The following is a 22,083-nucleotide window of genomic DNA, read 5'->3' as shown; positions in this document are numbered from 1 at the left end:
CTCAGCCACCAATCAAGGTTTCCAGGGCTGCGGTCACATCGGCCTGGCGCATCAGGGCTTCACCCACCAGCACCGCATCGGCGCCGGCGCCCTGGACGCGATCGAGATCTTCGCGGCTGAATAGCCCCGACTCGCTCACCAACAGGCAACCCTTGGCGCGGATGCGTTCGCCATAGAGGGCGGTGAGCTGCTCAGTGGTGGCTAGATCCGTGTCAAAGGTGGCCAGGTTGCGGTTGTTGATGCCGATCAGCTGCACCCCATCGAGGTCCAGCACCCGCTCCAGCTCCTCGGCATCGTGCACCTCCACCAGCACCGCCAGCCCCAGGGCCTTGGCCACCTTCAGCAGATAGCCCAGGTCTTGATCGCTCAAAATTGCCGCGATCAATAGGGCCGCATCGGCCCCGGCGGCCCGGGCCTGATACAGCTGGTAGGGGCTGAGGATGAAGTCCTTGCAGAGCAGGGGCAGCTCCACCGCCTGGCGCACCTGCACCAGCACCTCAAAGCCCCCCTGGAAAAACTGCCGATCGGTGAGCACCGAAAGACAACTGGCGCCGCCCGCTGCATAGCCCTTAGCAATTGCCACGGGATCAAAATCTTCGCGGATTACGCCCTTGCTGGGGCTGGCCTTTTTCACCTCCGCAATCACCGCCGGTTTACGGCAGCTGGCCTTCAGGGCGGCGACAAAGTCGAGGGGGGCGGGCAAATCCGCCACCTGCTGTTTCAGTTTTTCCAGGGGCACCCGCTCGCGGGCGGAGGCCACCTCCCGGTCCTTTTCCCAAACAATCTTCTCGAGGATCGAGCGAGGTTCGCTCTCCTCATGGCGGATGGCGTACTCCAGGTGGAGCACCTTCACCTTGGGATTGGGGGGGCGGCGACGGAACTCCATCTCAGGCCACCATCGCTGCAGCTTGCTTGTAGGCCACCTCAACCACCTCACTGAGGGTGGGGTGGGTGTGCACCTCCCTTACCAGCTGCTGAACGCACTGGCGCCGGGCCACCGCATTGGCCACCTCCTGGATCAAATCAGCCGCATGCAGGCCATAGATGTGGGCGCCCAACACTTCGCCACTGCTTCTGTTGAAGAGCAGCTTCATCAGGCCATCGCTCTCCAGCTCGGCCAGGGCCTTGGAATTGGCCTTGAAGTAGCTGCGCACCGAACCCAGCTCAAAACCATCGCTGGCGGCGAGGGCCTTGGCATCAACTTCCGATAGACCCACCGAACTGATCTCCGGATGGGTGAAGGTGGCCGCCGGAATGGAGCGGTAATCAATCTCGCGGGGGTGGCCAAGGATGTTGTCCACCGCCACCGTTCCCTGGGCCGCTGCGGTGTGGGCCAGCATCATCTTTCCGGTTACATCGCCCACGGCCCAGAGGTGGGGCACCGGCTCACCATTCACCAGCACCCGCAATTTGTCGTCGACGGGAATAAAGCCCCGGTTGGTTTCCACCCCCACCGCCGCCAGGTTCAATTCAGCGCTGGTCGGCACCCGGCCCGTGGCCACCAGCACCGCATCCACCTCCAGGGTTTCCACGTATTCCCTGGTTTTCATGTCGGCCAATTCAATCTTGACCGGGCAGCCCGGCGTGATCTTGCGGGCTAGCACCCCTGCTCGGGCCTCAATTTCACGGCCTTCAATCAGGTGGCGGGCTGCGATCTTGGCAATGTCTGGATCAAAGGTGGGCATCACCTTGTCGAGGGCCTCAATCATCGTGACCTCGCAGCCAAGGGCCGTGTAGACATCGGCGAATTCCAGGCCGATGTAGCCGCTGCCAATGATCGCGATCCAGCGGGGCAGCCATTCCAGGCTTACGGCCTCATCGCTGGTGAACACCGTGCGGCCGTCGGTCTCGATACCAGGCGGCACGAAGGGATCGGAGCCGGTGGCAATGATCACGTCGCGGCAGCTATAGACCCGCTCCACCCCACTGGCCTCCCGCACCGCCACCCGCTGCTGGCCATCGAGCCGGCCCTTGCCCAAAAGAATCTTGGCGCCGGCCCGCTCCAGGGCCTTGGTCAGGTTGGTGCGAATCGTCGCCACCAGTTGGTTGGCGTGGTCGGCAATTTTTTGGCGCTCAAAACGCACCGGCGCCGCGTGGATGCCAAAACCAGCCAGATGCTCCGCATCCGCCAGCTCCCGCACCCGGCCGCTGGCCGCCAGCAGGGCCTTCGAGGGCACGCAGCCGCGGTTTACGCAGGTGCCGCCCATGTCGCGCGACTCCACAATGGCGACCCTCAGCCCATGCTCGGCGGCATGTTTTGCCGCATCAAAGCCGCCATAGCCAGCCCCGATCACGATCACGTCGAAATCGAAGCTGCCGTTGGTTTGGGCGTCGCTCACCGGGCTGCACTGCGGTTACTGACGGCATTCTCCCCCGTCAGGTTCCAGAGCGCTGCCGCAGGCGCTCCAGCAACAGCGGCGCAGCGGAAACCGCCACGTTTAGCGATTCCACCGCCTGGCAGTGGGGGATCGTGATCAGGTGGGTGGCGATGGCCTGCAGCTCCGCAGCCAGACCCGCCCCCTCATTGCCCAGCAACAGGGCCGTGGGCCGTAGCCAATCCAGCTGCCAATAGGCCAGCGGACCCTTGCCATCGGCCTGGCTTAACCCTGGCGGTACCGCCGCGGCCAGCTGCATCCCCCGGCCTGCAGCAGCCCGTAGGCGCTCCTCGAGCTGAGGGCGGCCGATCCTCTCGATCGGCAGGGCCAAGGCCGCTCCAGCTGAGGAGCGCAGCACCTTGGGCTGGAAGGGGTCGGCGCCCTCTGCCAACCAGAGGGCCTCCACCCCCGCCGCCAGGGCGGTGCGCATCAAGGTGCCCAGGTTGCCGGGATCCTGGAGGCCATCGAGCACCAACACAAAGCTGGGCTGGCTTGCCGGCGGGGTCTGCCTTGCCGGCGGGGGCTCGCTCGGCGCTGCCGGCGGGGCCAAGCTGAACACCACCCCATCGGCCTGGGCCGTGGTGGCCACTGCAGCTAAAACCAGCCCATCAACGCAATAGCGCCGCACCTGATCGGGCCAACCCTCCCAAAGCTCGGGGTGTTTGTCTGCCCAGGCCTGCGTGGCCAGCAGTTCAACCGGCAGCAAATCAAGCCGCCGCGCCTCCTGCAAAAGGTGAGTGCCCTCCGCCAGCAGCAAGCCCTGCTCCCTGCGGCCCTTGCCAACATGCAGCTCCCGCAGCCGTTTCACCAGGGGGTTGCGGCGGCTGGTGATCAGTTCGGGCACGCCCTAGAAGCTGTCGTGGCGCCGCACGTGCATGTGGTCGTGCACCACCAGTTCCTTACCTTCCAAATCCAAGCCCTTAACCGAGGCCACTTCGCCCTTTAGGCCCTCCGCCTGGAGGTTTTCGATCAACTTTTTGAGCAGGACGTCCTCGATGGTGGTTTGGTCGAAACCATCGGGGGTCAAGCTCTCAAGAAACTTGCCGAGCTTGGAGGAGATCACCTCCGAGGCATTTGAAATCTTGAGAACAATCATTGAAGGAAAAAAGTGCGGATGGGGAGACTTGAACTCCCACGACATTGCTGCCACTAGTACCTGAAACTAGCGCGTCTACCAATTCCGCCACATCCGCGTGGCTGCCGCTGAAGCGACCGGACGAACATACGCCATCACCTAGCCGTTTCTGACCAGTTCGGGCGGCGGACGTCTAGACGCTCCCACTATTTGTTGTCAAGATGGGACTTCAATAGGGGCAGAGCCATCCCATGACCCTGACTGTTGTGCGCTCCCCAGTAATTCTCAACCCCCTGCTCCAGATCTCCGGGGGTCGCAAGTTGACCGGCGAGCTCAGCGTCAGCGGCGCCAAGAACTCAGCCCTGGTGCTGATGGCCACCTGCCTGCTCACCCGCGACACGATCCGGCTGCGCAATGTGCCGCCCCTCACCGATATCGCCGCCATGGGCGAAATGCTTGGCAGCCTGGGGGGCCGAGTTCTGCGGATTGGTGATTGCCTCGAGCTAAACGGCGACCACATCAACAACTCCACCGCCCCCTACGAGCTGGTGAACAGCCTCAGGGCCAGCTTCTTCTGCATCGGTCCCCTGCTGGCGCGCATGGGCATGGCCAAGGTGCCCCTGCCCGGGGGCTGCCAAATAGGTACCCGTCCCGTGGTTGAGCACGTCAAGGGGCTAAAGGCCCTGGGTGCCCAGGTCACGATTGAGCACGGCGTGGTGACAGCCGTGGTGCCTGGCCGGAGCCATCGACTCACCGGCGGCCGGATCCACCTGGATTGCCCGAGCGTCGGCGCCACCGAGACCCTAATGATGGCTGCGGCCTTGGCCGACGGCGAAACCGTGATCGAAAACGCCGCCCTTGAGCCTGAAGTGGTCGACCTGGCGGGCCTGCTGCTGGCCATGGGGGCCCGGGTGCGGGGCGCCGGCACCCCCACCATCAGCATCTCCGGAGTCGAGCGCCTCCATGGCGCCGATTACTCCGTAATTCCCGACCGCATTGAGGCCGGCACCTTCCTGCTGGCCGCTGCGATCACCCGTTCCCACCTGCGCATTGCACCGGTGATTCCCGAGCACCTCGGTGCCGTGATCACCAAGCTGGAAGAGGCGGGCTGCCGCATCGAACACGACGGCATTGGCCTGACCCTTAAGGCCGATCAAATCAATGCCGTAGACCTGCGCACCCAACCATTCCCTGGTTTTCCCACCGACCTGCAAGCCCCGTTCATGAGCCTGCTGGCCACCGCCAAGGGCACCAGCGTGATCACCGAAAACATCTTTGAAAATCGCCTCCAGCACGTGGGTGAGCTGCAGCGCATGGGGGCCGCAATCCGGATGCAGGGCAACACCGCCTTTGTCGAAGGGGTACCCCGGCTGAGCGGGGCCCCGGTGCAGGGCACCGACCTGCGGGCCTCGGCCGCGATGGTGCTGGCCGGCTTGGCCGCAGAGGGCATCACCACGGTGAGGGGCCTGGAATATCTCGATCGCGGCTATGCCCACCTCGAAACCAAGCTCAACGCCGCCGGGGCCCTAATCGAACGGGCCAGTGGAGCCCAACCCCTGGCGAAGGCCGCGGCCTAAGCTCTTAAAGAAGGGAGCGTGCCGGAATTGGTAGACGGACTCGACTCAAAATCGAGCGCCTTCGGGTTTGTGGGTTCGAGTCCCACCGCTCCCATCTCTTCAGTGATGGACACCTACGCCCGCTTCCCGATCGCGCTCCAGCGCGGTCAGGGGGTTTGGGTCTGGGATACGGCTGGCAAGCGCTATCTCGACTGTGTGGCTGGCATCGCCGTCTGCACCCTCGGCCATAGCGACCGCCGCCTCAGGCGGACCCTCTCCCGCCAACTGGGGCAACTGCAACACGTCTCCAACCTCTACCAGATTCCGGAGCAGGAGCAACTCGCCGCGGCCATCACCGGGAGCAGCTGCGCCGATCGGGTGTTTTTCTGCAACTCCGGTGCCGAAGCCAACGAGGCCGCCATCAAATTGGCCCGCAAGCACGGCCACCAGGTGCGGGGCATCGGCACTGAGCCTGGGCAAGGGCCCGTAATCCTCACGGCCCAGGCCAGCTTCCATGGCCGCACCCTTGCCGCCGTAACGGCCACGGGCCAGCCGAAATACCACCAGGGCTTTGAGCCGATGGTGGAGGGCTTCAAATACTTCCCCTACAACGACACCGCCGCCTTCGAAAGTCTCCTGGAGCAATGCGAGGCCCATGGCCCCAGGGTGGCGGCGGTATTGCTGGAGCCCCTCCAGGGTGAGGGCGGCGTGCACCCCGGCAACCGGGCCTTCTTTGAACGGGTACGCCAGCTCTGTGATGCCAAGCAAATCCTGCTGATCTTTGACGAGGTCCAAATCGGCGTGGGCCGTAGCGGCCGGCTCTGGGGCTACGAGCAACTGGGGGTTGAGCCAGATGCCTTCACCCTCGCCAAGGGTTTAGGCGGCGGCATTCCGATTGGGGCGCTAGCGGTTAAGGCCAAGGCCGATCTGTTCGTGCCCGGGGAGCACGCCAGCACCTTTGGCGGCAATCCCTTTGCCTGTAGAGCCGGCCTGACCGTGCTGGCCGAGCTGGAAAGGCGCCAGCTGCTGCCCCACGTGCAGGCGATGGGCAGCCTGCTCCAGGAATTACTGGCCGGCTTGGTCAGCCGCCATCCCGGCAAACTTGAAGGGGTGCGGGGCTGGGGCCTGCTGCAGGGCCTGGTGCTGCGCTCGGAAGCGCCATCGGCCCCCGAGCTGGTCAAGGCAGCCATGGCCCAGGGCCTGTTGCTCGTGCCAGCCGGCCCCCAGGTGGTGCGCTTTGTGCCACCCCTGGTGATCAATCGTCGCCAGCTGCGCAGGGCAGTGGCCCTACTTGAGCGAGCCCTGCTCAGCCTTGGCTGATCCCTTTGACGACCTGATCGAACCCTTCAATCGCCGGGGCGTCGACCTGGGTCTTGATCGTCTGCAGGCAGCCCTCGCTGAATTGGGGCACCCAGAGGCCAGCTTTATGGCGGTGCAGGTGGCCGGCACCAATGGCAAGGGATCGATCTCCACCTTTGTCCATGCCGCCCTGCAGGCCTCCGGCATTCGAACTGGGCTCTACACCTCGCCCCATCTGCTGAGCTGGTGCGAACGCATTCGCATCGGCGCCGAGCTGATTGGGGAATCGGCCCTACGCCAAAGACTTTTCGACCTGCAGGACCTGGCTAAACGCCACCTGCTCACCCCCTTTGAGCTGGTCACGGCGGCGGCCTTTTGCGCCTTTGCGGAAGCCCAGTGCCCCCTGGTGGTGCTGGAGGTGGGCCTCGGCGGCCGGCTCGATGCCACCACCTGCCACCCCAACAGAAGCGTGGTGGGCTTTGGCCCCATAGGCCTGGATCACCGTGAATTTCTCGGCAGCACCTTGGCCGCCATTACCACCGAAAAGGCCGGCGTGCTGCGGCCGGGCACGGTCGCCATCAGCGCCGCCCAAAACCCTGAGGTGGCAGAGGTTTTAGAGCAGCAAGCAGGTGCAATTGGTGCCGAGCTGCGCTGGGTAACACCCCTAGACCTCGGGCAATGGGATCTGGGCATTCCCGGCGAATTGCAGGCCAGCAATGGGGCCGTGGCCCTGGGCATGCTCCAGGCCCTCAAGCAGGCCGGCTGGCCGATCAAGGAAGCCACCATTCGCCAGGGTTTTGCCTGTGCCCATTGGCCCGGGCGGCTGCAAACAATCCATTGGCGCGGCCACAGCCTGCTGGTTGATGGCGCCCACAATCCACCGGCCGCCAGGGCCCTGCGCCAGGAGCTGGACAACGCCAGTGGCCAAACAGCCAGGCGGTTTGTGTTGGGCATGCTGGCCCACAAGCAGGCGCCGGAGATGCTCCGCGAACTGCTGGGGCCAGATGATAGGGCCTGGATTGTGCCGGTGCCGGGCCACCCCAGCTGGAACGGGGATTCGCTGCGGCAGTCCTGCCCCGAGCTGGCGGAGCAACTGCACACAAGCCCCGATTGGCAGGAGGCCCTTGGCCAGGCTTGGGCCAGTGGCGCCCACCAAAGCTCCCCTGAACCGGTTGTGGTGGCAGGCTCCCTCTACCTAATCGGCCACCTAATCGCCGACACTGCGAGAGAGTGAATCCCTGAGAGAGTGGAGCTCAGATTGCCCCCCGCCTTCGAAACCATGGTTTGGCTTAAGCGGGCCTGGGCCCTACTGCTCCTCTTGGCAGTTTTCTGCGCCGGCTCCCCCGCCTGGGCGTTTGAGGGCATCGACTACACCCTCACCAACCAAAACGAAGCGGACTTCAGCAGCCGCGACCTGGCCGACACCTCCTTTGCCGGAGCCAGTGGTCGCCACGCCAATTTCAGCGGCTCCGATCTGCATGGGGCGATCTTTACCCAGGCCTCCTTCCCAGAAGCTGATTTCAGCGACGCCAATCTCACCAATGTGCTGATGGACAAGGTGGATTTCAGCGGTGCCGACTTCAGCAACGCCCTCCTGGCAGGGGCCATTGCCTCAGGCAGCAGCTTCATTGGCGCCACCGTCACCAACGCTGACTTCAGCGATGCCTTAATCGATCGACTGGACCAGCGATCCCTATGTAGGGAAGCCTCGGGCAGCAACCCCATCACAGGCGTGGATACCCGAAGCAGCCTGGGCTGCTAACGGGACAGCCACCCCCGCAGTTTGCCCGGATTCAGCAGGCCTGCAGGGTCATGGGCCGCCTTAGCCGCCACCTGGTCGGCATCGATCACCCCCAGGCCCCCATCCTCCACGGTCAGCACATGGGGGTTGAACACGAAGGCCCCCAGCTCGCGGCAGTGCTGGATCAGCTCTGCCAGCTGGGCTTGCCCCTGCCAACGCAGCAACGGCAGGGCCGCCAAGCGGGCTGCCCCCTCGTGCTTAACCGCCTCCAGATGCCAGAGCAGGTCTGCTCCCCAGCGCTGGCGCAGGGCCCCAAGGCAAGGGGCCTCTGGTTGGGGCAAGAGCATCTGTAGGTAGGTCCAGTCGGGGTGATTGCTGCGCCAATGGAGGGTGGTGTGGTTCCAGGTGAACTCCCGCAGCGGCAAACCAGGACCGGGCAGATTTGGCGCCAGCCAACGCACTTCCCCCCCCCGCGCCCCTAACCAGGCCACCAGGGCACCTTCTGCGGGGGCCCCTTCTCCAGGGGCCCCTTCTCCGGGAGACCGGAGCGCATCGGGCCCCACCCAAAGGAGCAGCCGGTGTTCAGGCCCAGCTGCCTGCTCCGATGGGCATTTCGGGCAGCCAGGGGGCCAGGGCATGGCGGCGGCCACCTCCGCCTCCAGCAGGGTCAAACCCTGCAGGAAAAAGGCGGTCTGGGGCAGTAGTTGGGCCGCGGCTAGGGCCTGCTGCCAATCCTGGAAACCCACCACCACTTGCTGCCAGGCCACCGCTTCCGTGCTGGGCAGCCGCAGGGCCGTGAGGATGCCATTGGTGCCGTAGGCATGGTTGAGGGGAGCACTGGCCTCGGCATCGAGCTGCAGCAGCCGGGGCTCCGCCTCCACGGTGACCACCTCCAGGCCCAAAAGATTGCCGGGATCCCGCAAAAATCCCCAGCGCAGGGAACCCAAACCACTGGATCCCCCGGCGAAATAGCCCCCCACCGTGGCGGTGCGCATCGTGCTTGGCACCATCCGCAGGGCCCTGCCGGCGGCCGCCAATTGCTGGTCGAGGGCCGCCAAGCTGCAGCCCGCTTCCACCTCCACCACGCCGGTTTCGGGATCGATTTGGCGGACGCGATTAAGGCCCCGCATCTCCAGCACCACCCCCCCCTCCAGCGGCACACACTGGCCGTAGTTGCCCGTGCCGGCACCGCGCACGGTGAGGGGCAACCCATGGCGGGCGCAGGCCCCGGCCACCAGTTGCACCTGCTCCACCTTCGAAGCAAAAACTGCCAATTGGGCCCGATGCTCCTGAAGCTGGGGGATCAGGACCGGCGAAAAGTCGTAGAAATCACGGGAGAGCTTTTCCAGCTCGCCAGGCTCCTGGGTCAAGACCAGCCCCGGATCCAGCAGGCGCAACTCATCCACCAAGGCCTTTACCGCCTGGGCTTGCAGGGCCTTATTTACTTGGGCCAAATCGGGCACCTGGTTGCTTTTCACTGCCCCAGTTTGGCCAGCAGCGGTGATGGCAGCTCAGTCTCGGCTGGCCCAAGCCATTGCCCCGCCCGCAACACCCGTCGCTGGGGAGTGCGGGCCAGGAGCTCGGTCCAGTTGGTGGCGGAGAGCACCACCAGATCGCCCGGCCCCCCCAAGCGCAGCACCCCATCCCAGTCCAGGCCCAGCAGCTCCGAGCTGGCCCGGGTGAAAGGGGCAATGCCCTGGCGCTGGCTGGGCACCAGATGGCAGGCCGGCACCGCAAAGCGCAACAGCTCAATCGGATCGCCGTCGCCCCCAGGAAACCAGGGGTCTTGCACGTTGTCGCCACCTACTGCGACCCGCACCCCTGCCCGCTGCAGGCTGCGGATCGGTGCCTGGGCCCGCTGCACCGGCGTTTGACCGGGCCGGCGACCCAGCAACCACTGATTTGTGAAAGGCAGGGCCACCACCGCCAGCTGGGCCCGGGCCATCTGCTCGGCCAGGCGCTCCAGCCGGGCCTGGGGCAACAGGGCCATGCTGCAGCAATGGCTGCAGGTGATCGCCACCGCCCTTCGCTGCTCCAACACCAGCCGCGTGAGCAGGGCCACACCCCGCCCGGGTTGGCTATCGGCCTCATCCACATGCAGATCCAGGCCGCAGCCCAGGCGCTCCGCCAGGGCCAGCAGGCCCGTTAGAGCCTCTTGGTCTTGGCCATTAGCCCAGCCGCGGCTGGCATAGGGCGGGCCCAGCACTCCCCCCAGCAGCCCGCCCCAGCCCGCCACCCGCCTGGCCAGGGCTTCCCCCTCGGGCCGCAGCCAATGCTCCAGGGGGGCCAGGGCCACCAGCTGCAAATCCAAGCGGCCGCGCCAGCGCTCCCGCAGCTCTAACAGGGCCTGCCAACTGGCCTCGGTGGCCGGCCCGCCACCACTATCAATGTGGGTGCGCATGGCCCGCACCCCGTAGCGCCAGCTGCGCTCCAGCAGGGCCTCTGCCCTTTGTCTCACAGCATTGGCACTGCGCTGGCCATGTTCCCGCTGGTTCTGGGCCAGGGCCCCGGCCATGCCCCCATCCCAGTTGGGAAAAGCCTGGGCCGTGCCGGTTTTATCCAGGTGGGCATGGGGCTCCACCAGGGGGGTCAGGGCCAGGGGCAAGCCAGCATTTGAAGGCTGCGGCGGCAGGGGCTCAATCGAGCGCACCAGCCCCGACTCCTGCAAAATCCGCACCGCCACCAGGCCATCGGCATCGGGGCTGGGCAGGTCATTAAGGCGAGGATCCAGCAGGCTGCGGGGCAGCCGCAACTCCAAGGCCAGGCTCATGGATTTGGCGTGGCTGCGGATTGCACCAACACAAAGTTTCCAGCAATGCCCAGCACGGTGGCCTGATACCGGGGCACCTGCCAATTCAACAGGTTTTGGCCGCCGATACTGGCCCGATAGAGGCTGAAGAGGCCGAAGTTCTGGCGTTGGGCCTGCTCACGCACCACCCGCCCCAACACCCCTTTTTGGGCAGCCACCAGGGCAGGGCAATTGCTGATCGTCAAGCGCATGGCCATCGGCAGCCCGCCGGGCTTGCAGAGCTCATCGCTGATTTCCTTGGGCAGGCTTTCGGCGGCAAAAGCCTCCAAATCCGCCGGCGTGGGGTTGGTCAGCACCAGGCCACCGGCCACCAGGGCCCCGACGGCCAAGCTAGCTGCCAGGGATTGGGAAATCGGGCTTAAAAATCGGCTCGAAATTGGCAAACCCTGTTCTGCCTCATTGATTGGTACATTGGCATCGATCACGGCGGGCGTCGCCAAGTGGTTAAGGCAGCGGCTTGTGGTGCCGCCATTCGGGGGTTCAAGTCCCCTCGCTCGCCCCTTTTTCCTGGACCCCCGGCAGCTGTAACAGCTGCCGGGGGTTTGGTTCTTTTAGGGCTCCAGCCAGTCATCCAGCCCGTCATCCAGCCGGTCATCTAGAAGGGCATCCAGCAGCCGATCGGCCCCCTCCCGCACGGGATCCGCACACACCAGGGAGGTGTTGGCACGGATCTGGGCCAGGGCCGCCGTAGCAGCCTCCGGCTCCAGGGTCGCCGTATTCACCGCAATCGCCCGCACCCGCGGCCGCAGGCCATCGGGCCGGCCCAGGGCAGCCAGGGCTTCATAGGCAGCTATCACCTCCAGCAGCGGGGGAATCGCCACCGCCGCCGCGCCGGGGCGGCTGCGCACATGGCTCTGGCCAGCCCGGTGTACCAACAGCAGACCCGTAGGCTGGCTGCCGCGAATCAAGGGCAGGGTGGCGGTGGAGCCCGGATGGCAAAGGGAGCCCTGGCCCTCCACCAGCACCAGCGCCTCCGGCCCAGCACCGGCCGCGGCCTGGAGCACCGCCTGCTCCACCGCACCGGAGGCGTAGTCGACCCGCACCGCATCGAGGGCCACCCCCTGGCCGCTGATCAGGATCCCCGCCTGACCGGTGCCCACGAAGCGGCCATCCATGTCACGGCGCCGGGCGGCGGCCAGCAGCTCCAGGCAGGCGCTCATCTTGCCCACGGCCATGTCCGTACCCACCGCCAGCAGCCGCCGGCAGGGCAACGCCGCACAACGGGCCGCGGCCACCTCGAGGCCGTCGGGCTCCCGGCGCAGATCCCAGATCCACTGGCCGGCTCGGCTGCAGGCGGCAGCCAGCTCTAGGTCATCCCCCAGGCGGCTATGCAGGCCGCTGGCCAGGTGTAATCCCGCCTCCAGGCCAGCCAGCAGGTCAGGGCGCATCTCCGGCGGCAAAAGCCCGCCCGAAGGAGCCAGGCCTACCACCGCCACCTCGGGGCCAAAGGCCAGGGCTTCCGCCATCGAGGCCACCACCGGCACCGCCCTGGCTATGCCGGTGATTTCCCCCAGGGAGCGGCCGGCGTGGGCCGGATCAATCACCGCCACGATCGGCCCATGGCGGTAGCGCAGCATCGCCAGTCCGGTCTTGCCGGAGAGGTTGTCGAGGCCGCCGTGCAACAGCAGCACCAGTGGGGCGTCGGCAGTGAGCATCAGCAGGGGTCAGGAAGGGGCATCGGGGGAAGGGCCAGCACCCCCAGGCCAGGGCGATCGCTGGGCCGCCATAGGTCGCCCACCAGCTCGGCGCCGCTGAACGGATCGTCCAGCAGGTTGAGATGGCTGTCTAGATCGGGCCAGCGCACCAGGGGCAACAGCTGGGCGGCGGCGCTATTTAGGAGGGTGCTGTCGGAATAGCAGCCCAGCATCACCCCCAGGCCCAGGCGCCGGGCGGTGCGGGCCATCACCAGGGCCTCGCTGAGGCCACCGCTCTTCACCAGCTTGATGTTGACGCCATCCACGTGGGGGGCCAGCCGCAGCAGATCGGCCAGGTCCCAGCAGCTCTCATCGGCCACCACAGGAATCGGGGCGACGCCCGCCAGGGCAGCGAAGCCAGCCGTATCGGCGGCAGGGTCATTGAGGGGAGCCAGGGGCTGCTCCACCAGCACCACGCCCTGCTGGGCCAGCCAGGGCAGCAGCTGCTGGGCCGTGGCCAGATCCCAGCCGCCGTTTGCATCCACCTGCAATTCATGGGCCCGACCAGTGCTTTGCTGCCGTTGCTCCAGGGCCTGGCGCACCACTAGCACCAGGGCGCGATCGTGCTCAACCCCATCCGGGCTGCCGAGCTTGAGCTTGATTCGGGTGGCGGGCAGCTGCTGCCACCAGCGCTCGAGCCGCGCCAACACAGCCGCGGACTGGCCTAAGCCGAGGGTCACGCTGGTGGCGACACAGGCACCTGGATCCAGCCCCCAGAGCCGCCACAGCGGTTGTCCCAGGCGCTGCCCCCACCAGTCGTGCAGGGCCAAATCCAGGCCGCAGCGGGCCGGCGGGCTAAGGGCTGCCAGCAGCGGCTCAAGCGCCTGCAGGGGCTCGGGCGCCAGGGCCTGCAAATGGGGCGCCAGGGCCTCGAGTTCGGCGGCAATCGCCGCGGTTTCGTAATGGCGGTGGCCGGTGTCGAAGCCGCCGGTTTCGCCCAGGCCCGTGATTCCCCCGTGCCCAATGCTTACCAGCAGGTGCTCCACCGCCGCTGTGCTGCCGCGGCTAATCGCCAGGGGCACTGCCTTGGTGAGTTGGAAGCGGCGCAGGCTCAGGTGCATGGGGCTGGGACGCTCTGCTCAAGCTGGCACAACGGAGGCCGATGGCCGAAACTGATCACATGATGGTCTCCACGAACAGCCCCCGCGGCAGCTATTGGATTACCACCTTTGGCTGTCAGATGAATAAGGCCGATTCCGAGCGCATGGCCGGGATCCTGGAGTCGATGGGCTACAGCCAGGGCCACGGCGAGCACAGCGCCGACCTGGTGCTTTACAACACCTGCACAATCCGCGACAACGCAGAACAAAAGGTCTACAGCTACCTGGGTCGCCAGGCCCAGCGCAAACGGGAAAACCCCCATCTCACCCTGGTGGTGGCCGGTTGCGTGGCCCAGCAGGAGGGCGAATCCCTGCTGAGGCGGGTGCCGGAGCTGGATTTGGTGATGGGGCCCCAACACGCCAACCGCCTCGACGTGCTGCTGGCCCAGGTGGAAGCGGGCCAGCAGGTGGTGGCCACAGAAGAGCACCACATTCTCGAAGACATCACCACGGCCCGGCGCGATAGCAGCGTCTGCGGCTGGGTGAATGTGATCTATGGCTGCAACGAGCGCTGCACCTACTGCGTGGTGCCCTCGGTGCGGGGCCAGGAGCAATCCCGCCTGCCCGAGGCAATCAAGCTCGAAATGGAGGGCCTCGCTGCCCAGGGTTTCAAGGAGATCACCCTGCTGGGCCAAAACATCGATGCCTATGGGCGCGATCTGCCCGGCATCACCCCCGAAGGCCGCCGCAGCCACACCCTCACCGACCTGCTGCACCAGGTGCACGACGTGGAGGGCATCGAGCGGATCCGCTTTGCCACCAGCCACCCCCGTTACTTCACCGATCGGTTGATCGACGCCTGCGCCGACCTGCCCAAGGTGTGCGAGCACTTCCACATCCCCTTCCAAAGTGGCGACGACGACCTGCTCAGGGCGATGGCCCGCGGCTACACGGTGGATCGTTACCGACGGATCATCGAGCGCATCCGCAGCCGCATGCCCGAGGCCTCGATCAGTGCCGATGCGATCGTCGCCTTCCCTGGCGAGAGTGATGCCCAATACCGCCGCACCCTGGCCTTGATCGAGGAAATCGGCTTCGACCTGGTCAACACCGCCGCCTATTCACCACGGCCCAACACCCCCGCCGCCACCTGGCCCAACCAACTCAGTGAGGCCGTCAAGGTGGAGCGCCTCCAGGAGATCAACGCCCTGGTGGAGCAAACGGCCAAGGCCCGCAGTGCCCGCTATGCGGGGCGCAGCGTGGAGGTGCTGGCGGAAGGGGTCAACCCGAAGGATTCCAGCCAACTGATGGGCCGCACCCGCACCAACCGGCTCACCTTTTTCCCGATCGCCAAGGCCGATGGCAGCTCGCACAAGGCGGGAGATCTCGTGACTGTCACCATCGATCAGGTGCGCCCCTTCTCCCTCAGCGGCAAACTGGCGTAAGTGTGTAGGGCCTTGGGCCAGCAGCAACCAGCAGATGAGCAGCACCCCCACCCGCGTTGGCCTGATCTTTGGGGGGGCCTCCGGTGAACACGCCGTTTCGATTCGATCCGCCGCCACGGTGGCAGGGGCCCTGCGCAGCGGCTCCAATGCCAACCGCTACAGCTTGCATTGCTTTTATATCGACCAGCAGGGTCGCTGGTGGGGGCCCCAGCAGGCCGATGCGGTCTTAGCCGCAGCATCGCCTGCGGCGCCTGAAAGCCTGCCCCCGGAACCCCAAAAACCTGGGTTCTCAGGATTTCCGCCCGGTGCCCAGGAAATTGAGATTTGGTTTCCGGTTTTGCATGGCCCCAATGGCGAAGACGGCACCATCCAGGGACTCTTCAGCCTGATGCAGGTGCCCTTCGTGGGCTCGGGGGTGTTGGGTTCGGCGGTGGGCATGGATAAACAGGCGATGAAGGCGGCCTTCGCTGCGGCCGGCCTACCCCAGGTGCCCTATGCCTGCGCCAGCAGCCGGGAGCTGGCCACCAACCCCAACCAACTGGTCGAAAAATTGGAAAGCCAGCTGGGCTACCCATGCTTTGTAAAACCGGCCAACTTGGGTTCATCGGTGGGGATCAGCAAGGCCACCAACCCGGAAACTCTGCGGGCTGGTCTGGCGGCGGCGGCTCGCCTCGATCCCCGCCTCGTGATCGAGAAAGGGGTGGTGGCAAGGGAACTGGAATGTGGGGTGCGCGGTGGCGGCCTCCAACCCCTGGAGGCCTCCGTGTTGGGGGAGATCTGTTTTGACGCCGACTGGTACGACTACGAGACCAAATACAGCGAAGGCAAAAGCCACACCGTGATTCCGGCCCAGGTGCCGGCTGCCATCGCCGAAAGGGCCCGCAGCATGGCGATCCAAGCCTGTGAAGCAGTCGGAGCGATGGGCCTATCTCGGGTGGATTTCTTCTACAGCGAAGCCACCGGTGAGCTCTGGCTCAATGAGATCAACACCCTGCCGGGCTTCACCAGCCAGAGCATGTACCCCATGCTTTGGGCAGCCAGCGGCATCCCCCTCGAAAACCTGGTGCACGAATTGCTAGAAGGGGCCCGAGAATGGCACCAAAGTGCGGTCCAAGGGGGGGTGGAGCAATGATCCATGGACTGCTGTGGCTACCACTGCTGCTGGTTTTCGTACTGCTCACGGCCCTGGGTTGGCTTGAGCGCAGACGTCAGCAGCTATTTCGTGATTGGGCTGAGGGTTCGGAATTGGCCAAGCTCGACAGCTGCGGCGCAGCCCGGCTGCTGGATGGGGTGCTGAGTTGGGCCCGTTTTGAGGCTGGCAAGCTTCACGACGACGACTCTTTTGTGATCAAAAACCTGGAAATGGTGGAGTTGCTCTCCTTGCATTCCGGCGAAGCGCCCCTCACCGAAGAAAGCCAGGGATCCTGCCGGCTGAGGCTGATGGGCAATGGCTTGCACAAGGATCTGCCCTTCTCCGATGCCGACCGGGCCCGCCGCTGGATCGACGAATTAATGGCCCGCTCCCGCTGCGAGCTCTGAAATCAGCCCGGTGAGTCAGACCCCCCTCAGACCGGAAGCCGAGCGCCGCAAACAAATGCGGATGCAAAGGCGCAGCGAGCGGCTGCGCAACCTCTGGCGCCTGCTGGTGTTCACCAGCATTGCTGGTGGCCTGGCCTATGGGCTGCTGCGGCAAGGCTGGATCCTCAATGGCCCGGCCCAAGTTGAGGTGGTGGGCAGCCAGCAGGTGGATGCCGCCCAGGTAATTCGGGCCGCAGATCTGCATTTTCCCCAGCCCCTGTTGGGCTTACAACCCAAACAGATCGCCTCTGCCATCGCCGCGGCCCTGCCGGTGGAGCAGGTGCAGGTAACCCGCCTGATGGCTCCACCAAGGTTGAGGGTGACGGTGGTCGATCGGGAGGCCGTGGCCCGGGCCGAGCGCCAAAGCGCCAGGGGGCTTGAGCAGGGTTATGTGGATCGGCTTGGCAATTGGATGAGCACACGCCAGGGCCAAGGCAGCAAGGGCCCTTCCCCCGAGCAGCTCCAGGTGCGGGGCTGGCAGGCCAGGCTGCGGCCTGCCCTGGCGATGATGTTGGAGCGGCGCCAGTCCCTGGGGGCCGATCTCCAGGAGATCCGCTTTGAACCCGGCGGGAGCCTTTGGTTAAAAAGTGCCAGCCTCGGCGAGGTGCGCCTGGGCCCGATTGATGGTCAGCTGAATAGGCGGCTTGAGGTGCTGCAGCAGCTGGGCCAGCAACTACCCGCCAAGGTGAAGGGCCGCAAGGTGATCTCCATCGACCTGAGCGATCCAGAACAGCCAGAACTGGGCCTACCCGCAGCCGCTGGCACTGGCACTGCCAGCGGGCCAAACAAACCGGTGGCTAGCCGGGATTAGCAAGCGCCATTAAGGGCAAGGGGGTAGGCAGAAATGGTCTGTTTTCCCATCAGAATGTTGCGCCCCGCCGGCAAACACGCAAAGGTATGGCATCGCGTCGGCTAAAAGCCCACCAACCACCGACATAATGCAGCTTGATCCAGACCAGCCGCAGAGCGCCGGCATTCCCGCAGACATGGTCCTAAGCACGCCCGCCAACATCGGCATCACCCCAAGCCAAAGCGCCCGCATTGAGGTGATCGGCGTTGGGGGTGGCGGCAGCAATGCTGTTAACCGGATGATTGCCTCCGACCTGCAGGGGGTCGGTTATCGAGTGCTGAACACCGATGCCCAGGCCCTAATCCAGTCGGCGGCGCAAAAGCGGATCCAACTGGGCCAAAAATTGACCCGGGGCCTGGGGGCCGGTGGTAACCCCGTAATTGGCCAAAAGGCAGCGGAGGAATCCCGCGCCGAACTGATCGAATCCCTGCAGGGCGCCGACCTGGTATTCATCGCCGCCGGCATGGGCGGCGGCACCGGCACCGGAGCTGCTCCGATCCTGGCGGAGGTGGCCAAGGAGGTGGGTGCCCTCACCGTGGGCATCGTCACCAAACCCTTTGGCTTCGAGGGCCGCAAACGCCTGCGGCAGGCCGAGGAGGGCATTGCCCGCCTGGCTGAACATGTCGACACCCTGATCGTGATTCCCAACGATCGGCTGCGGGATGCCATTGCTGGAGCTCCGCTGAATGAGGCCTTCCGCGCCGCCGACGACGTGCTGAGGATGGGCGTGAAGGGCATTAGCGACATCATCACCAAACCCGGCCTGGTGAACGTCGACTTTGCAGACGTGCGCTCGGTGATGGCCGACGCCGGCACCGCCCTGCTGGGAATTGGGGTGGGATCCGGGCGCTCCAGGGCCAGCGAGGCCGCCCAGGCCGCCATGAGTAGCCCCCTTCTCGAATCCGCCCGCATTGATGGGGCCAAGGGCTGTGTGATCAACATCAGCGGCGGCAAGGACATGACCCTGGAGGACATGACCACCGCCTCTGAGGTGATCTACGAGGTGGTCGACCCCGACGCAAACATCATTGTCGGCGCCGTAGTCGACGAAAAACTGGAAGGGGAGATCCACGTCACCGTGATCGCCACGGGTTTCGAAAGCGGCACTCCCTACCGGACCGAGCGCAGCTCCAGCAGCTTTGCCAACAATTTCAGGCAGGTCAGCGAGGAACGGGGAGCCAAAATCCCCCCCTTCCTGCTCAGCCGCCAAACCAGGCCTGAATCCTGACTATTCGGGCCTAGCCAATGGGGTGACCCGGAGTCCACGCCTGCCTTGAGCATCCCGTGTGGCTGCTACCTTCCGGTCCTGACCAGATTTAGGCGTCAGGGCCGCATGGGTCCGAGTCGAGTAGATGCTAGCAATGGCATCCCCCGCCCCTTCAAACCGTGCCCCTGCGCCCCGCTGATTTAGCGCGCCGCAAACAGGCGGGGTTGCAGATCAGCGTGCTCACGGCCTGGGATGCCCTCTCCGCCGCCCTAGTGACCGAGGCCGGGGCAGATGCGGTGCTGGTGGGAGATTCCCTGGCGATGGTGGCCCTGGGCCATAGCACCACCTTGCCCGTAACCCTCAATGAAATGCTCCACCACTGCCGGGCAGCGGGCCGGGGTATGGCGGCCGTAACCCAGGGCCAACTGCCGCTTTTGATTTGCGATTTGCCCTTCCTCAGCTATCAGTGCAGTGCCGATGAGGCCGTGGCCGCCGCCGGGCGGGTCCTGAAAGAAACCCCTGCCGCAGCGGTCAAGTTGGAGGGCGCCGAACCCGAAACCCTGGTGATCATCGATCGCCTGGTGCGCAGCGGCATTCCGGTGATGGGCCACCTGGGCCTGACTCCCCAATCGGTGCACAAACTGGGTTATGGCCGCCAAGCCACAACTCCGGCGGGCCAGGAAGCCCTTAAAAGGCAAGCCCTGGCCCTGGCGGCGGCGGGCTGTTTTTCCCTGGTGCTGGAGCACATCCCCGCCAGCCTGGCCGGCGAAATGCGCAGCCTGCTGGCCATCCCCGTAATTGGCATTGGCGCCGGCGAAAACTGCGATGGCCAGGTGCGGGTCAGCGCCGATCTGCTCGGCCTGACCGCCCGCCAGCCCCCCTTCAGCCCTCCTTTGGTGGAATGCCGGGCCCTGGGCGTGGAAGCCCTGCGCCGCTGGATTGCGGGCCTCCCGCAGCCTGAAGCTCCTCCCACCATTCCAGCAGCTCCACCAACACCCCATTGCTGAGGGCCAGCCCCTCCGGATCCCGCAGCCGCCAGCGCTGGCCCTCCAGCAGCAGTAGCCCGGCCGCTATCGGCCCAGCCAGGCGGCTTTGCAGGACCCCTAGCTGCCGCTCCAGGGCGGCCCCCCGCCAGCCCTGCTGGGCCAACAGGGCGGCCATGGCGACCCCTTCGCGGCGGCGCAAGCCGACCATCAGCCGTTCATCCAGCGGCATCCCCCCATTTGCAGGCCCGGCCGGAACCCCTGGTTGATCCAGCCAGGCGGCATAGGCCTGGCGGGTGCGGGGCCTGGCCAGGCGCTCGCCCCAGGGGGCGCCAGTTGCCCCCATGCCAAAGCCCCACCAACCGGCCCCACTCCAATAGACCCGGTTGTGGCGGGCCGCATGGCCAGGCAGGGCGTAATTGGAAATCTCGTAGTGGCCGTAGCCGGCCCCAGCCAGCAGCTGGCCGGTGAGCTCCATTAGGTCGGCGCCCAGGTCGGCATCGGGTAAATCCAGCTCCCCCCGGCTCTGGCGCCGCTCAAACACCGTGCCGGGCTCGATGCTGAGGTCGTAGACGGAAAGATGGGGTGGCTTGAGGGCAAGGGCCTGCTCCAGCTGGCCCCGCCAATGGTCGAGGGCCGTTTTCTCTAATGGGGGTAAGCCCTTCTGTAGGGGTAAACCCTGGATCAAATCCAGGCTCCAGCTGAGCAAGCGGCCCCGGGCCTGTGCATCCGCCAACCAGCCAGCCGCCAACTCCAGATCCAGGCCCCGGTGGCGGCGGCCCAGGCCCGCCAGCACCCCATCATCAAAACTCTGGCCGCCCAGGCTGACCCGATTTACCCCAACCGCCAAATAACCCGCCAGCCGGTGTTGATCAAAACTGGCCGGGTCCAATTCCAGGCTGATTTCCGCAGCTGGCGCCAGGCCAAAGCGCCGGCGCAGGGCCCCAATTAGGGCACCGATTTGATCGGGTGTGAGCAGGGAAGGGGTACCACCGCCGAAATAGACGGTGGAAAGGGGTGGTCCCACCGGGCTAAGGCCAATTTCCCTTGTCAGCAGCTCGAGATAGGCCGCAATCGAATTAGCCCCCGGAGCCCCCGGCTCGCCACTGGCCCGCTCCCCCAGGGGCACCACGGGGAAATCGCAGTAGAAGCAACGCCGCTGGCAAAAGGGCAGATGGAGGTAGGCGCTGCGGGGCGGAAACACGGGCTCAACACATCAAGGGCAGTGAGCCCTACGGGCTAAATGGTCCGGAATCAGGCATGCTTCCAGATTGAACCCTGGGGGCACGACCACAACAGGAATGCTGGACTCCCTCATCCTGGTCCTGTTTGTCATCTCCGGGGCCGCCGCGGGCTGGCTGGGGGTGGACCTACTGCCCGAGCAGCAGTTGATCCGCATCCCCAACCTCGAGCAGCTGACATGGGTGCTCGGGGGCGTGGGCTCGGCGGTGGGCCTGGTGGCCGGCCTGGTGTTTCGCAAACTGCGCCAGAGCCTGATGCAACAGGTGCGGACCATGCCCACCGAGCTGTTGATCAGCCGGGCGGTGGGCCTGATCCTGGGCCTGCTGGTGGCCAACCTGCTGCTCGCCCCAATCCTGCTGGTGCCCCTGCCCTGGGAGGTGGAGTTTGTCAAACCGCTCGCCGCCGTGGTGAGCAATGTGTTCTTTGGCGTTTCGGGCTACAACCTCGCGGAGGTCCACGGCCGCACCCTGCTGCGCCTGTTTAACCCCACCAACAGCGAAGCCCTACTGGTGGCCGATGGGGTGCTCCAGCCCGCCAGCGCCAAGATCCTCGACACCAGCGTGATCATTGATGGACGCATCCGCGCCCTGCTCAAAACGGGCCTCCTGGAGGGCCAGGTGATCGTGGCCCAGAGCGTCATCGACGAGCTCCAGGCCCTAGCCGACTCCGCCAATGCCGAAAAGCGGGGCCGGGGCCGGCGGGGCCTGAAATTGCTCAGCGAGATGCGCGGCCAGTACGGCCGCCGCCTGGTGGTGAACAGCACCCGCTACGGCGGCCAGGGGGTGGACGACAAACTGCTCGAGCTCACGGCAGATACCGGCGGCACCCTGCTGACGGCCGACTACAACCTGGCCAAGGTGGCCGAGGTCAAGGAACTGAAGGTGCTCAACCTCAGTGAGCTGGTAATAGCCCTGCGACCCGAAGTACAGCCGGGCGACGAGCTCCAGCTGAAGATCGCCCGCGACGGCAAGGAGGCCGAACAGGGCGTGGGCTACCTCGACGACGGCACGATGGTGGTAGTGGAGGGGGCCAAGGGCCGCATTGGCGAAAGGTTGCCGGTGGTCGTCACCGGTGCCATGCAAAACCCCACCGGCCGCATTGTCTTTGCCCGCACCCATGCCAACGGCACTGGCAAGCCAAAGGGAACCTCACGCAAGCCGCAGGCCATCGACCCCAGCTAGGCTCCGCG

20 protein-coding genes, 3 tRNA genes, 1 other RNA gene and 1 pseudogene are annotated in these 22,083 nt (G+C 65.6%); 13 read left to right on the top strand and 12 right to left on the bottom strand.

Annotated elements, in window-relative coordinates; genetic code table 11:
- Position 1 precedes the first annotated feature (1 nt).
- From trpC to KBY49_RS00670, 5 genes are all read right to left on the bottom strand, one after another.
- Complete coding sequence (gene trpC / locus KBY49_RS00690; RefSeq protein WP_254932867.1) at positions 2–886, bottom strand: indole-3-glycerol phosphate synthase TrpC; 885 nt, start codon at positions 884–886, stop codon at positions 2–4.
- 1 nt (position 887) lies between these two features.
- Positions 888–2,339, bottom strand: a complete 1,452-nt coding sequence (locus KBY49_RS00685) for a dihydrolipoyl dehydrogenase (RefSeq protein WP_254932866.1) — start codon at positions 2,337–2,339, stop codon at positions 888–890.
- Positions 2,340–2,376: 37 nt separating this feature from the next.
- A complete protein-coding gene (locus KBY49_RS00680; RefSeq protein WP_315856980.1) occupies positions 2,377–3,219 on the bottom strand; it encodes an RNA methyltransferase in 843 nt (280 codons plus the stop codon).
- 3 nt (positions 3,220–3,222) lie between these two features.
- Entirely contained in the window at positions 3,223–3,471 is a 249-nt protein-coding gene (locus tag KBY49_RS00675) for a hypothetical protein (RefSeq protein WP_254932865.1), read from the bottom strand.
- Between the two features lie 13 nt (positions 3,472–3,484).
- A tRNA-Leu gene (locus KBY49_RS00670) sits at positions 3,485–3,568 on the bottom strand.
- A 133-nt stretch (positions 3,569–3,701) separates the two neighbouring features.
- Between KBY49_RS00670 and murA the strand changes: the two genes are divergently transcribed.
- The 5 genes from murA (at position 3,702) to KBY49_RS00645 (ending at position 8,067) form a co-directional block, all read left to right on the top strand.
- Positions 3,702–5,027 (top strand): UDP-N-acetylglucosamine 1-carboxyvinyltransferase, encoded by a 1,326-nt coding sequence (gene murA, locus KBY49_RS00665; protein ID WP_254932864.1) that lies wholly within the window; start codon positions 3,702–3,704, stop codon positions 5,025–5,027.
- 12 nt (positions 5,028–5,039) lie between these two features.
- Positions 5,040–5,121, top strand: a tRNA-Leu gene (locus KBY49_RS00660).
- Between the two features lie 11 nt (positions 5,122–5,132).
- The gene (locus tag KBY49_RS00655) at positions 5,133–6,326 is read left to right on the top strand and encodes an aspartate aminotransferase family protein (RefSeq protein WP_254932863.1); all 1,194 of its coding nucleotides are present in this window, start codon (positions 5,133–5,135) and stop codon (positions 6,324–6,326) included.
- The gene (locus tag KBY49_RS00650; RefSeq protein ID WP_254932862.1) at positions 6,319–7,539 is read left to right on the top strand and encodes a folylpolyglutamate synthase/dihydrofolate synthase family protein; all 1,221 of its coding nucleotides are present in this window, start codon (positions 6,319–6,321) and stop codon (positions 7,537–7,539) included. Before KBY49_RS00655 ends, KBY49_RS00650 begins: the two co-directional genes overlap by 8 nt.
- A 45-nt stretch (positions 7,540–7,584) precedes the next feature.
- Complete coding sequence (locus KBY49_RS00645; RefSeq protein ID WP_396099517.1) at positions 7,585–8,067, top strand: pentapeptide repeat-containing protein; 483 nt, start codon at positions 7,585–7,587, stop codon at positions 8,065–8,067.
- Here the strand turns inward: KBY49_RS00645 and KBY49_RS00640 are convergent.
- From KBY49_RS00640 to KBY49_RS00630, 3 genes are read right to left on the bottom strand one after another with little or no spacing between them, the layout of a single operon-like run.
- A complete protein-coding gene (locus KBY49_RS00640; protein WP_254932860.1) occupies positions 8,064–9,524 on the bottom strand; it encodes an FAD-binding oxidoreductase in 1,461 nt (486 codons plus the stop codon). The genes KBY49_RS00645 and KBY49_RS00640 overlap by 4 nt on opposite strands.
- The gene (locus KBY49_RS00635; RefSeq protein ID WP_254932859.1) at positions 9,521–10,816 is read right to left on the bottom strand and encodes an amidohydrolase family protein; all 1,296 of its coding nucleotides are present in this window, start codon (positions 10,814–10,816) and stop codon (positions 9,521–9,523) included. The genes KBY49_RS00640 and KBY49_RS00635 overlap by 4 nt, the downstream gene beginning before the upstream one ends.
- The gene (locus KBY49_RS00630) at positions 10,813–11,295 is read right to left on the bottom strand and encodes a DUF4359 domain-containing protein (RefSeq protein ID WP_254932858.1); all 483 of its coding nucleotides are present in this window, start codon (positions 11,293–11,295) and stop codon (positions 10,813–10,815) included. The genes KBY49_RS00635 and KBY49_RS00630 overlap by 4 nt, the downstream gene beginning before the upstream one ends.
- Between KBY49_RS00630 and KBY49_RS00625 the strand changes: the two genes are divergently transcribed.
- Positions 11,282–11,354, top strand: a tRNA-His gene (locus tag KBY49_RS00625). The two genes, KBY49_RS00630 and KBY49_RS00625, sit on opposite strands and share 14 nt — an antisense overlap.
- Before the next feature lie 52 nt (positions 11,355–11,406).
- On the opposite strand, the gene KBY49_RS00620 is transcribed toward KBY49_RS00625, so the two are convergent.
- Entirely contained in the window at positions 11,407–12,510 is a 1,104-nt protein-coding gene (locus tag KBY49_RS00620; protein WP_254932857.1) for a DUF1611 domain-containing protein, read from the bottom strand.
- Positions 12,510–13,610 (bottom strand): dipeptide epimerase, encoded by a 1,101-nt coding sequence (locus tag KBY49_RS00615; RefSeq protein ID WP_254932856.1) that lies wholly within the window; start codon positions 13,608–13,610, stop codon positions 12,510–12,512. Before KBY49_RS00615 ends, KBY49_RS00620 begins: the two co-directional genes overlap by 1 nt.
- A 41-nt stretch (positions 13,611–13,651) precedes the next feature.
- Here KBY49_RS00615 and miaB point away from each other — a divergent pair, with 41 nt between their 5' ends.
- The 5 genes from miaB to ftsZ all read left to right on the top strand — a co-directional run bounded on the left by miaB (position 13,652) and on the right by ftsZ (position 18,690).
- Positions 13,652–15,034 (top strand): tRNA (N6-isopentenyl adenosine(37)-C2)-methylthiotransferase MiaB, encoded by a 1,383-nt coding sequence (gene miaB / locus KBY49_RS00610; RefSeq protein WP_254932855.1) that lies wholly within the window; start codon positions 13,652–13,654, stop codon positions 15,032–15,034.
- A gap of 34 nt (positions 15,035–15,068) precedes the next feature.
- The gene (locus tag KBY49_RS00605) at positions 15,069–16,166 is read left to right on the top strand and encodes a D-alanine--D-alanine ligase family protein (protein WP_254932854.1); all 1,098 of its coding nucleotides are present in this window, start codon (positions 15,069–15,071) and stop codon (positions 16,164–16,166) included.
- On the top strand, positions 16,163–16,573 hold the full coding sequence (locus tag KBY49_RS00600) for a hypothetical protein (RefSeq protein ID WP_254932853.1): 411 nt from the start codon (positions 16,163–16,165) through the stop codon (positions 16,571–16,573). Before KBY49_RS00605 ends, KBY49_RS00600 begins: the two co-directional genes overlap by 4 nt.
- 10 nt (positions 16,574–16,583) lie before the next feature.
- Positions 16,584–17,423 carry an FtsQ-type POTRA domain-containing protein gene (locus KBY49_RS00595; protein WP_254932852.1) on the top strand — a complete coding sequence of 280 codons (840 nt, stop codon included), beginning with the start codon at positions 16,584–16,586 and terminating at the stop codon, positions 17,421–17,423.
- Positions 17,424–17,598: 175 nt separating this feature from the next.
- Positions 17,599–18,690 carry a cell division protein FtsZ gene (ftsZ, locus tag KBY49_RS00590; protein ID WP_254933953.1) on the top strand — a complete coding sequence of 364 codons (1,092 nt, stop codon included), beginning with the start codon at positions 17,599–17,601 and terminating at the stop codon, positions 18,688–18,690.
- A 21-nt stretch (positions 18,691–18,711) separates the two neighbouring features.
- On the opposite strand, the gene ffs is transcribed toward ftsZ, so the two are convergent.
- An RNA gene (gene ffs / locus KBY49_RS00585) (signal recognition particle sRNA small type) lies at positions 18,712–18,808 on the bottom strand.
- Positions 18,809–18,854: 46 nt separating this feature from the next.
- Here ffs and panB point away from each other — a divergent pair.
- The gene (panB, locus tag KBY49_RS00580; RefSeq protein ID WP_315857002.1) at positions 18,855–19,676 is read left to right on the top strand and encodes a 3-methyl-2-oxobutanoate hydroxymethyltransferase; all 822 of its coding nucleotides are present in this window, start codon (positions 18,855–18,857) and stop codon (positions 19,674–19,676) included.
- Here the strand turns inward: panB and KBY49_RS00575 are convergent.
- Positions 19,576–20,856: pseudogene (locus KBY49_RS00575) on the bottom strand (coproporphyrinogen-III oxidase family protein); the annotation flags it as partial. The gene panB and the pseudogene KBY49_RS00575 sit on opposite strands and share 101 nt — an antisense overlap.
- A 97-nt stretch (positions 20,857–20,953) precedes the next feature.
- Between KBY49_RS00575 and KBY49_RS00570 the strand changes: the two are divergent.
- Positions 20,954–22,075, top strand: a complete 1,122-nt coding sequence (locus KBY49_RS00570; RefSeq protein ID WP_254932850.1) for a PIN/TRAM domain-containing protein — start codon at positions 20,954–20,956, stop codon at positions 22,073–22,075.
- The last annotated feature ends 8 nt before the right edge of the window (positions 22,076–22,083 follow it).

The organism is Cyanobium sp. WAJ14-Wanaka, assembly GCF_024345375.1.
Classification (GTDB): domain Bacteria; phylum Cyanobacteriota; class Cyanobacteriia; order PCC-6307; family Cyanobiaceae; genus Cyanobium_A.
The sequence above is the reverse complement of the archived record's forward strand: the minus strand, read 5'-3'. Positions and strand labels throughout refer to the sequence as shown.

Excerpts from the sequence above, each read along its gene's own strand:
- KBY49_RS00645 (WP_396099517.1), top strand. The coding sequence starts at position 7,585 with ATGGTTTGGCTTAAGCGGGCCTGGGCCCTACTGCTCCTCTTGGCAGTT.
- KBY49_RS00570 (WP_254932850.1), top strand. The coding sequence starts at position 20,954 with ATGCTGGACTCCCTCATCCTGGTCCTGTTTGTCATCTCCGGGGCCGCC.
- KBY49_RS00635 (WP_254932859.1), bottom strand. The coding sequence starts at position 10,816 with ATGAGCCTGGCCTTGGAGTTGCGGCTGCCCCGCAGCCTGCTGGATCCT.
- KBY49_RS00620 (WP_254932857.1), bottom strand. The coding sequence starts at position 12,510 with ATGCTCACTGCCGACGCCCCACTGGTGCTGCTGTTGCACGGCGGCCTC.
- ftsZ (WP_254933953.1), top strand. The coding sequence starts at position 17,599 with ATGGTCCTAAGCACGCCCGCCAACATCGGCATCACCCCAAGCCAAAGC.
- KBY49_RS00655 (WP_254932863.1), top strand. The coding sequence starts at position 5,133 with ATGGACACCTACGCCCGCTTCCCGATCGCGCTCCAGCGCGGTCAGGGG.
- KBY49_RS00600 (WP_254932853.1), top strand. The coding sequence starts at position 16,163 with ATGATCCATGGACTGCTGTGGCTACCACTGCTGCTGGTTTTCGTACTG.
- murA (WP_254932864.1), top strand. The coding sequence starts at position 3,702 with ATGACCCTGACTGTTGTGCGCTCCCCAGTAATTCTCAACCCCCTGCTC.
- trpC (WP_254932867.1), bottom strand. The coding sequence starts at position 886 with ATGGAGTTCCGTCGCCGCCCCCCCAATCCCAAGGTGAAGGTGCTCCAC.
- KBY49_RS00615 (WP_254932856.1), bottom strand. The coding sequence starts at position 13,610 with ATGCACCTGAGCCTGCGCCGCTTCCAACTCACCAAGGCAGTGCCCCTG.
- KBY49_RS00605 (WP_254932854.1), top strand. The coding sequence starts at position 15,069 with ATGAGCAGCACCCCCACCCGCGTTGGCCTGATCTTTGGGGGGGCCTCC.
- KBY49_RS00675 (WP_254932865.1), bottom strand. The coding sequence starts at position 3,471 with ATGATTGTTCTCAAGATTTCAAATGCCTCGGAGGTGATCTCCTCCAAG.
- miaB (WP_254932855.1), top strand. The coding sequence starts at position 13,652 with ATGGCCGAAACTGATCACATGATGGTCTCCACGAACAGCCCCCGCGGC.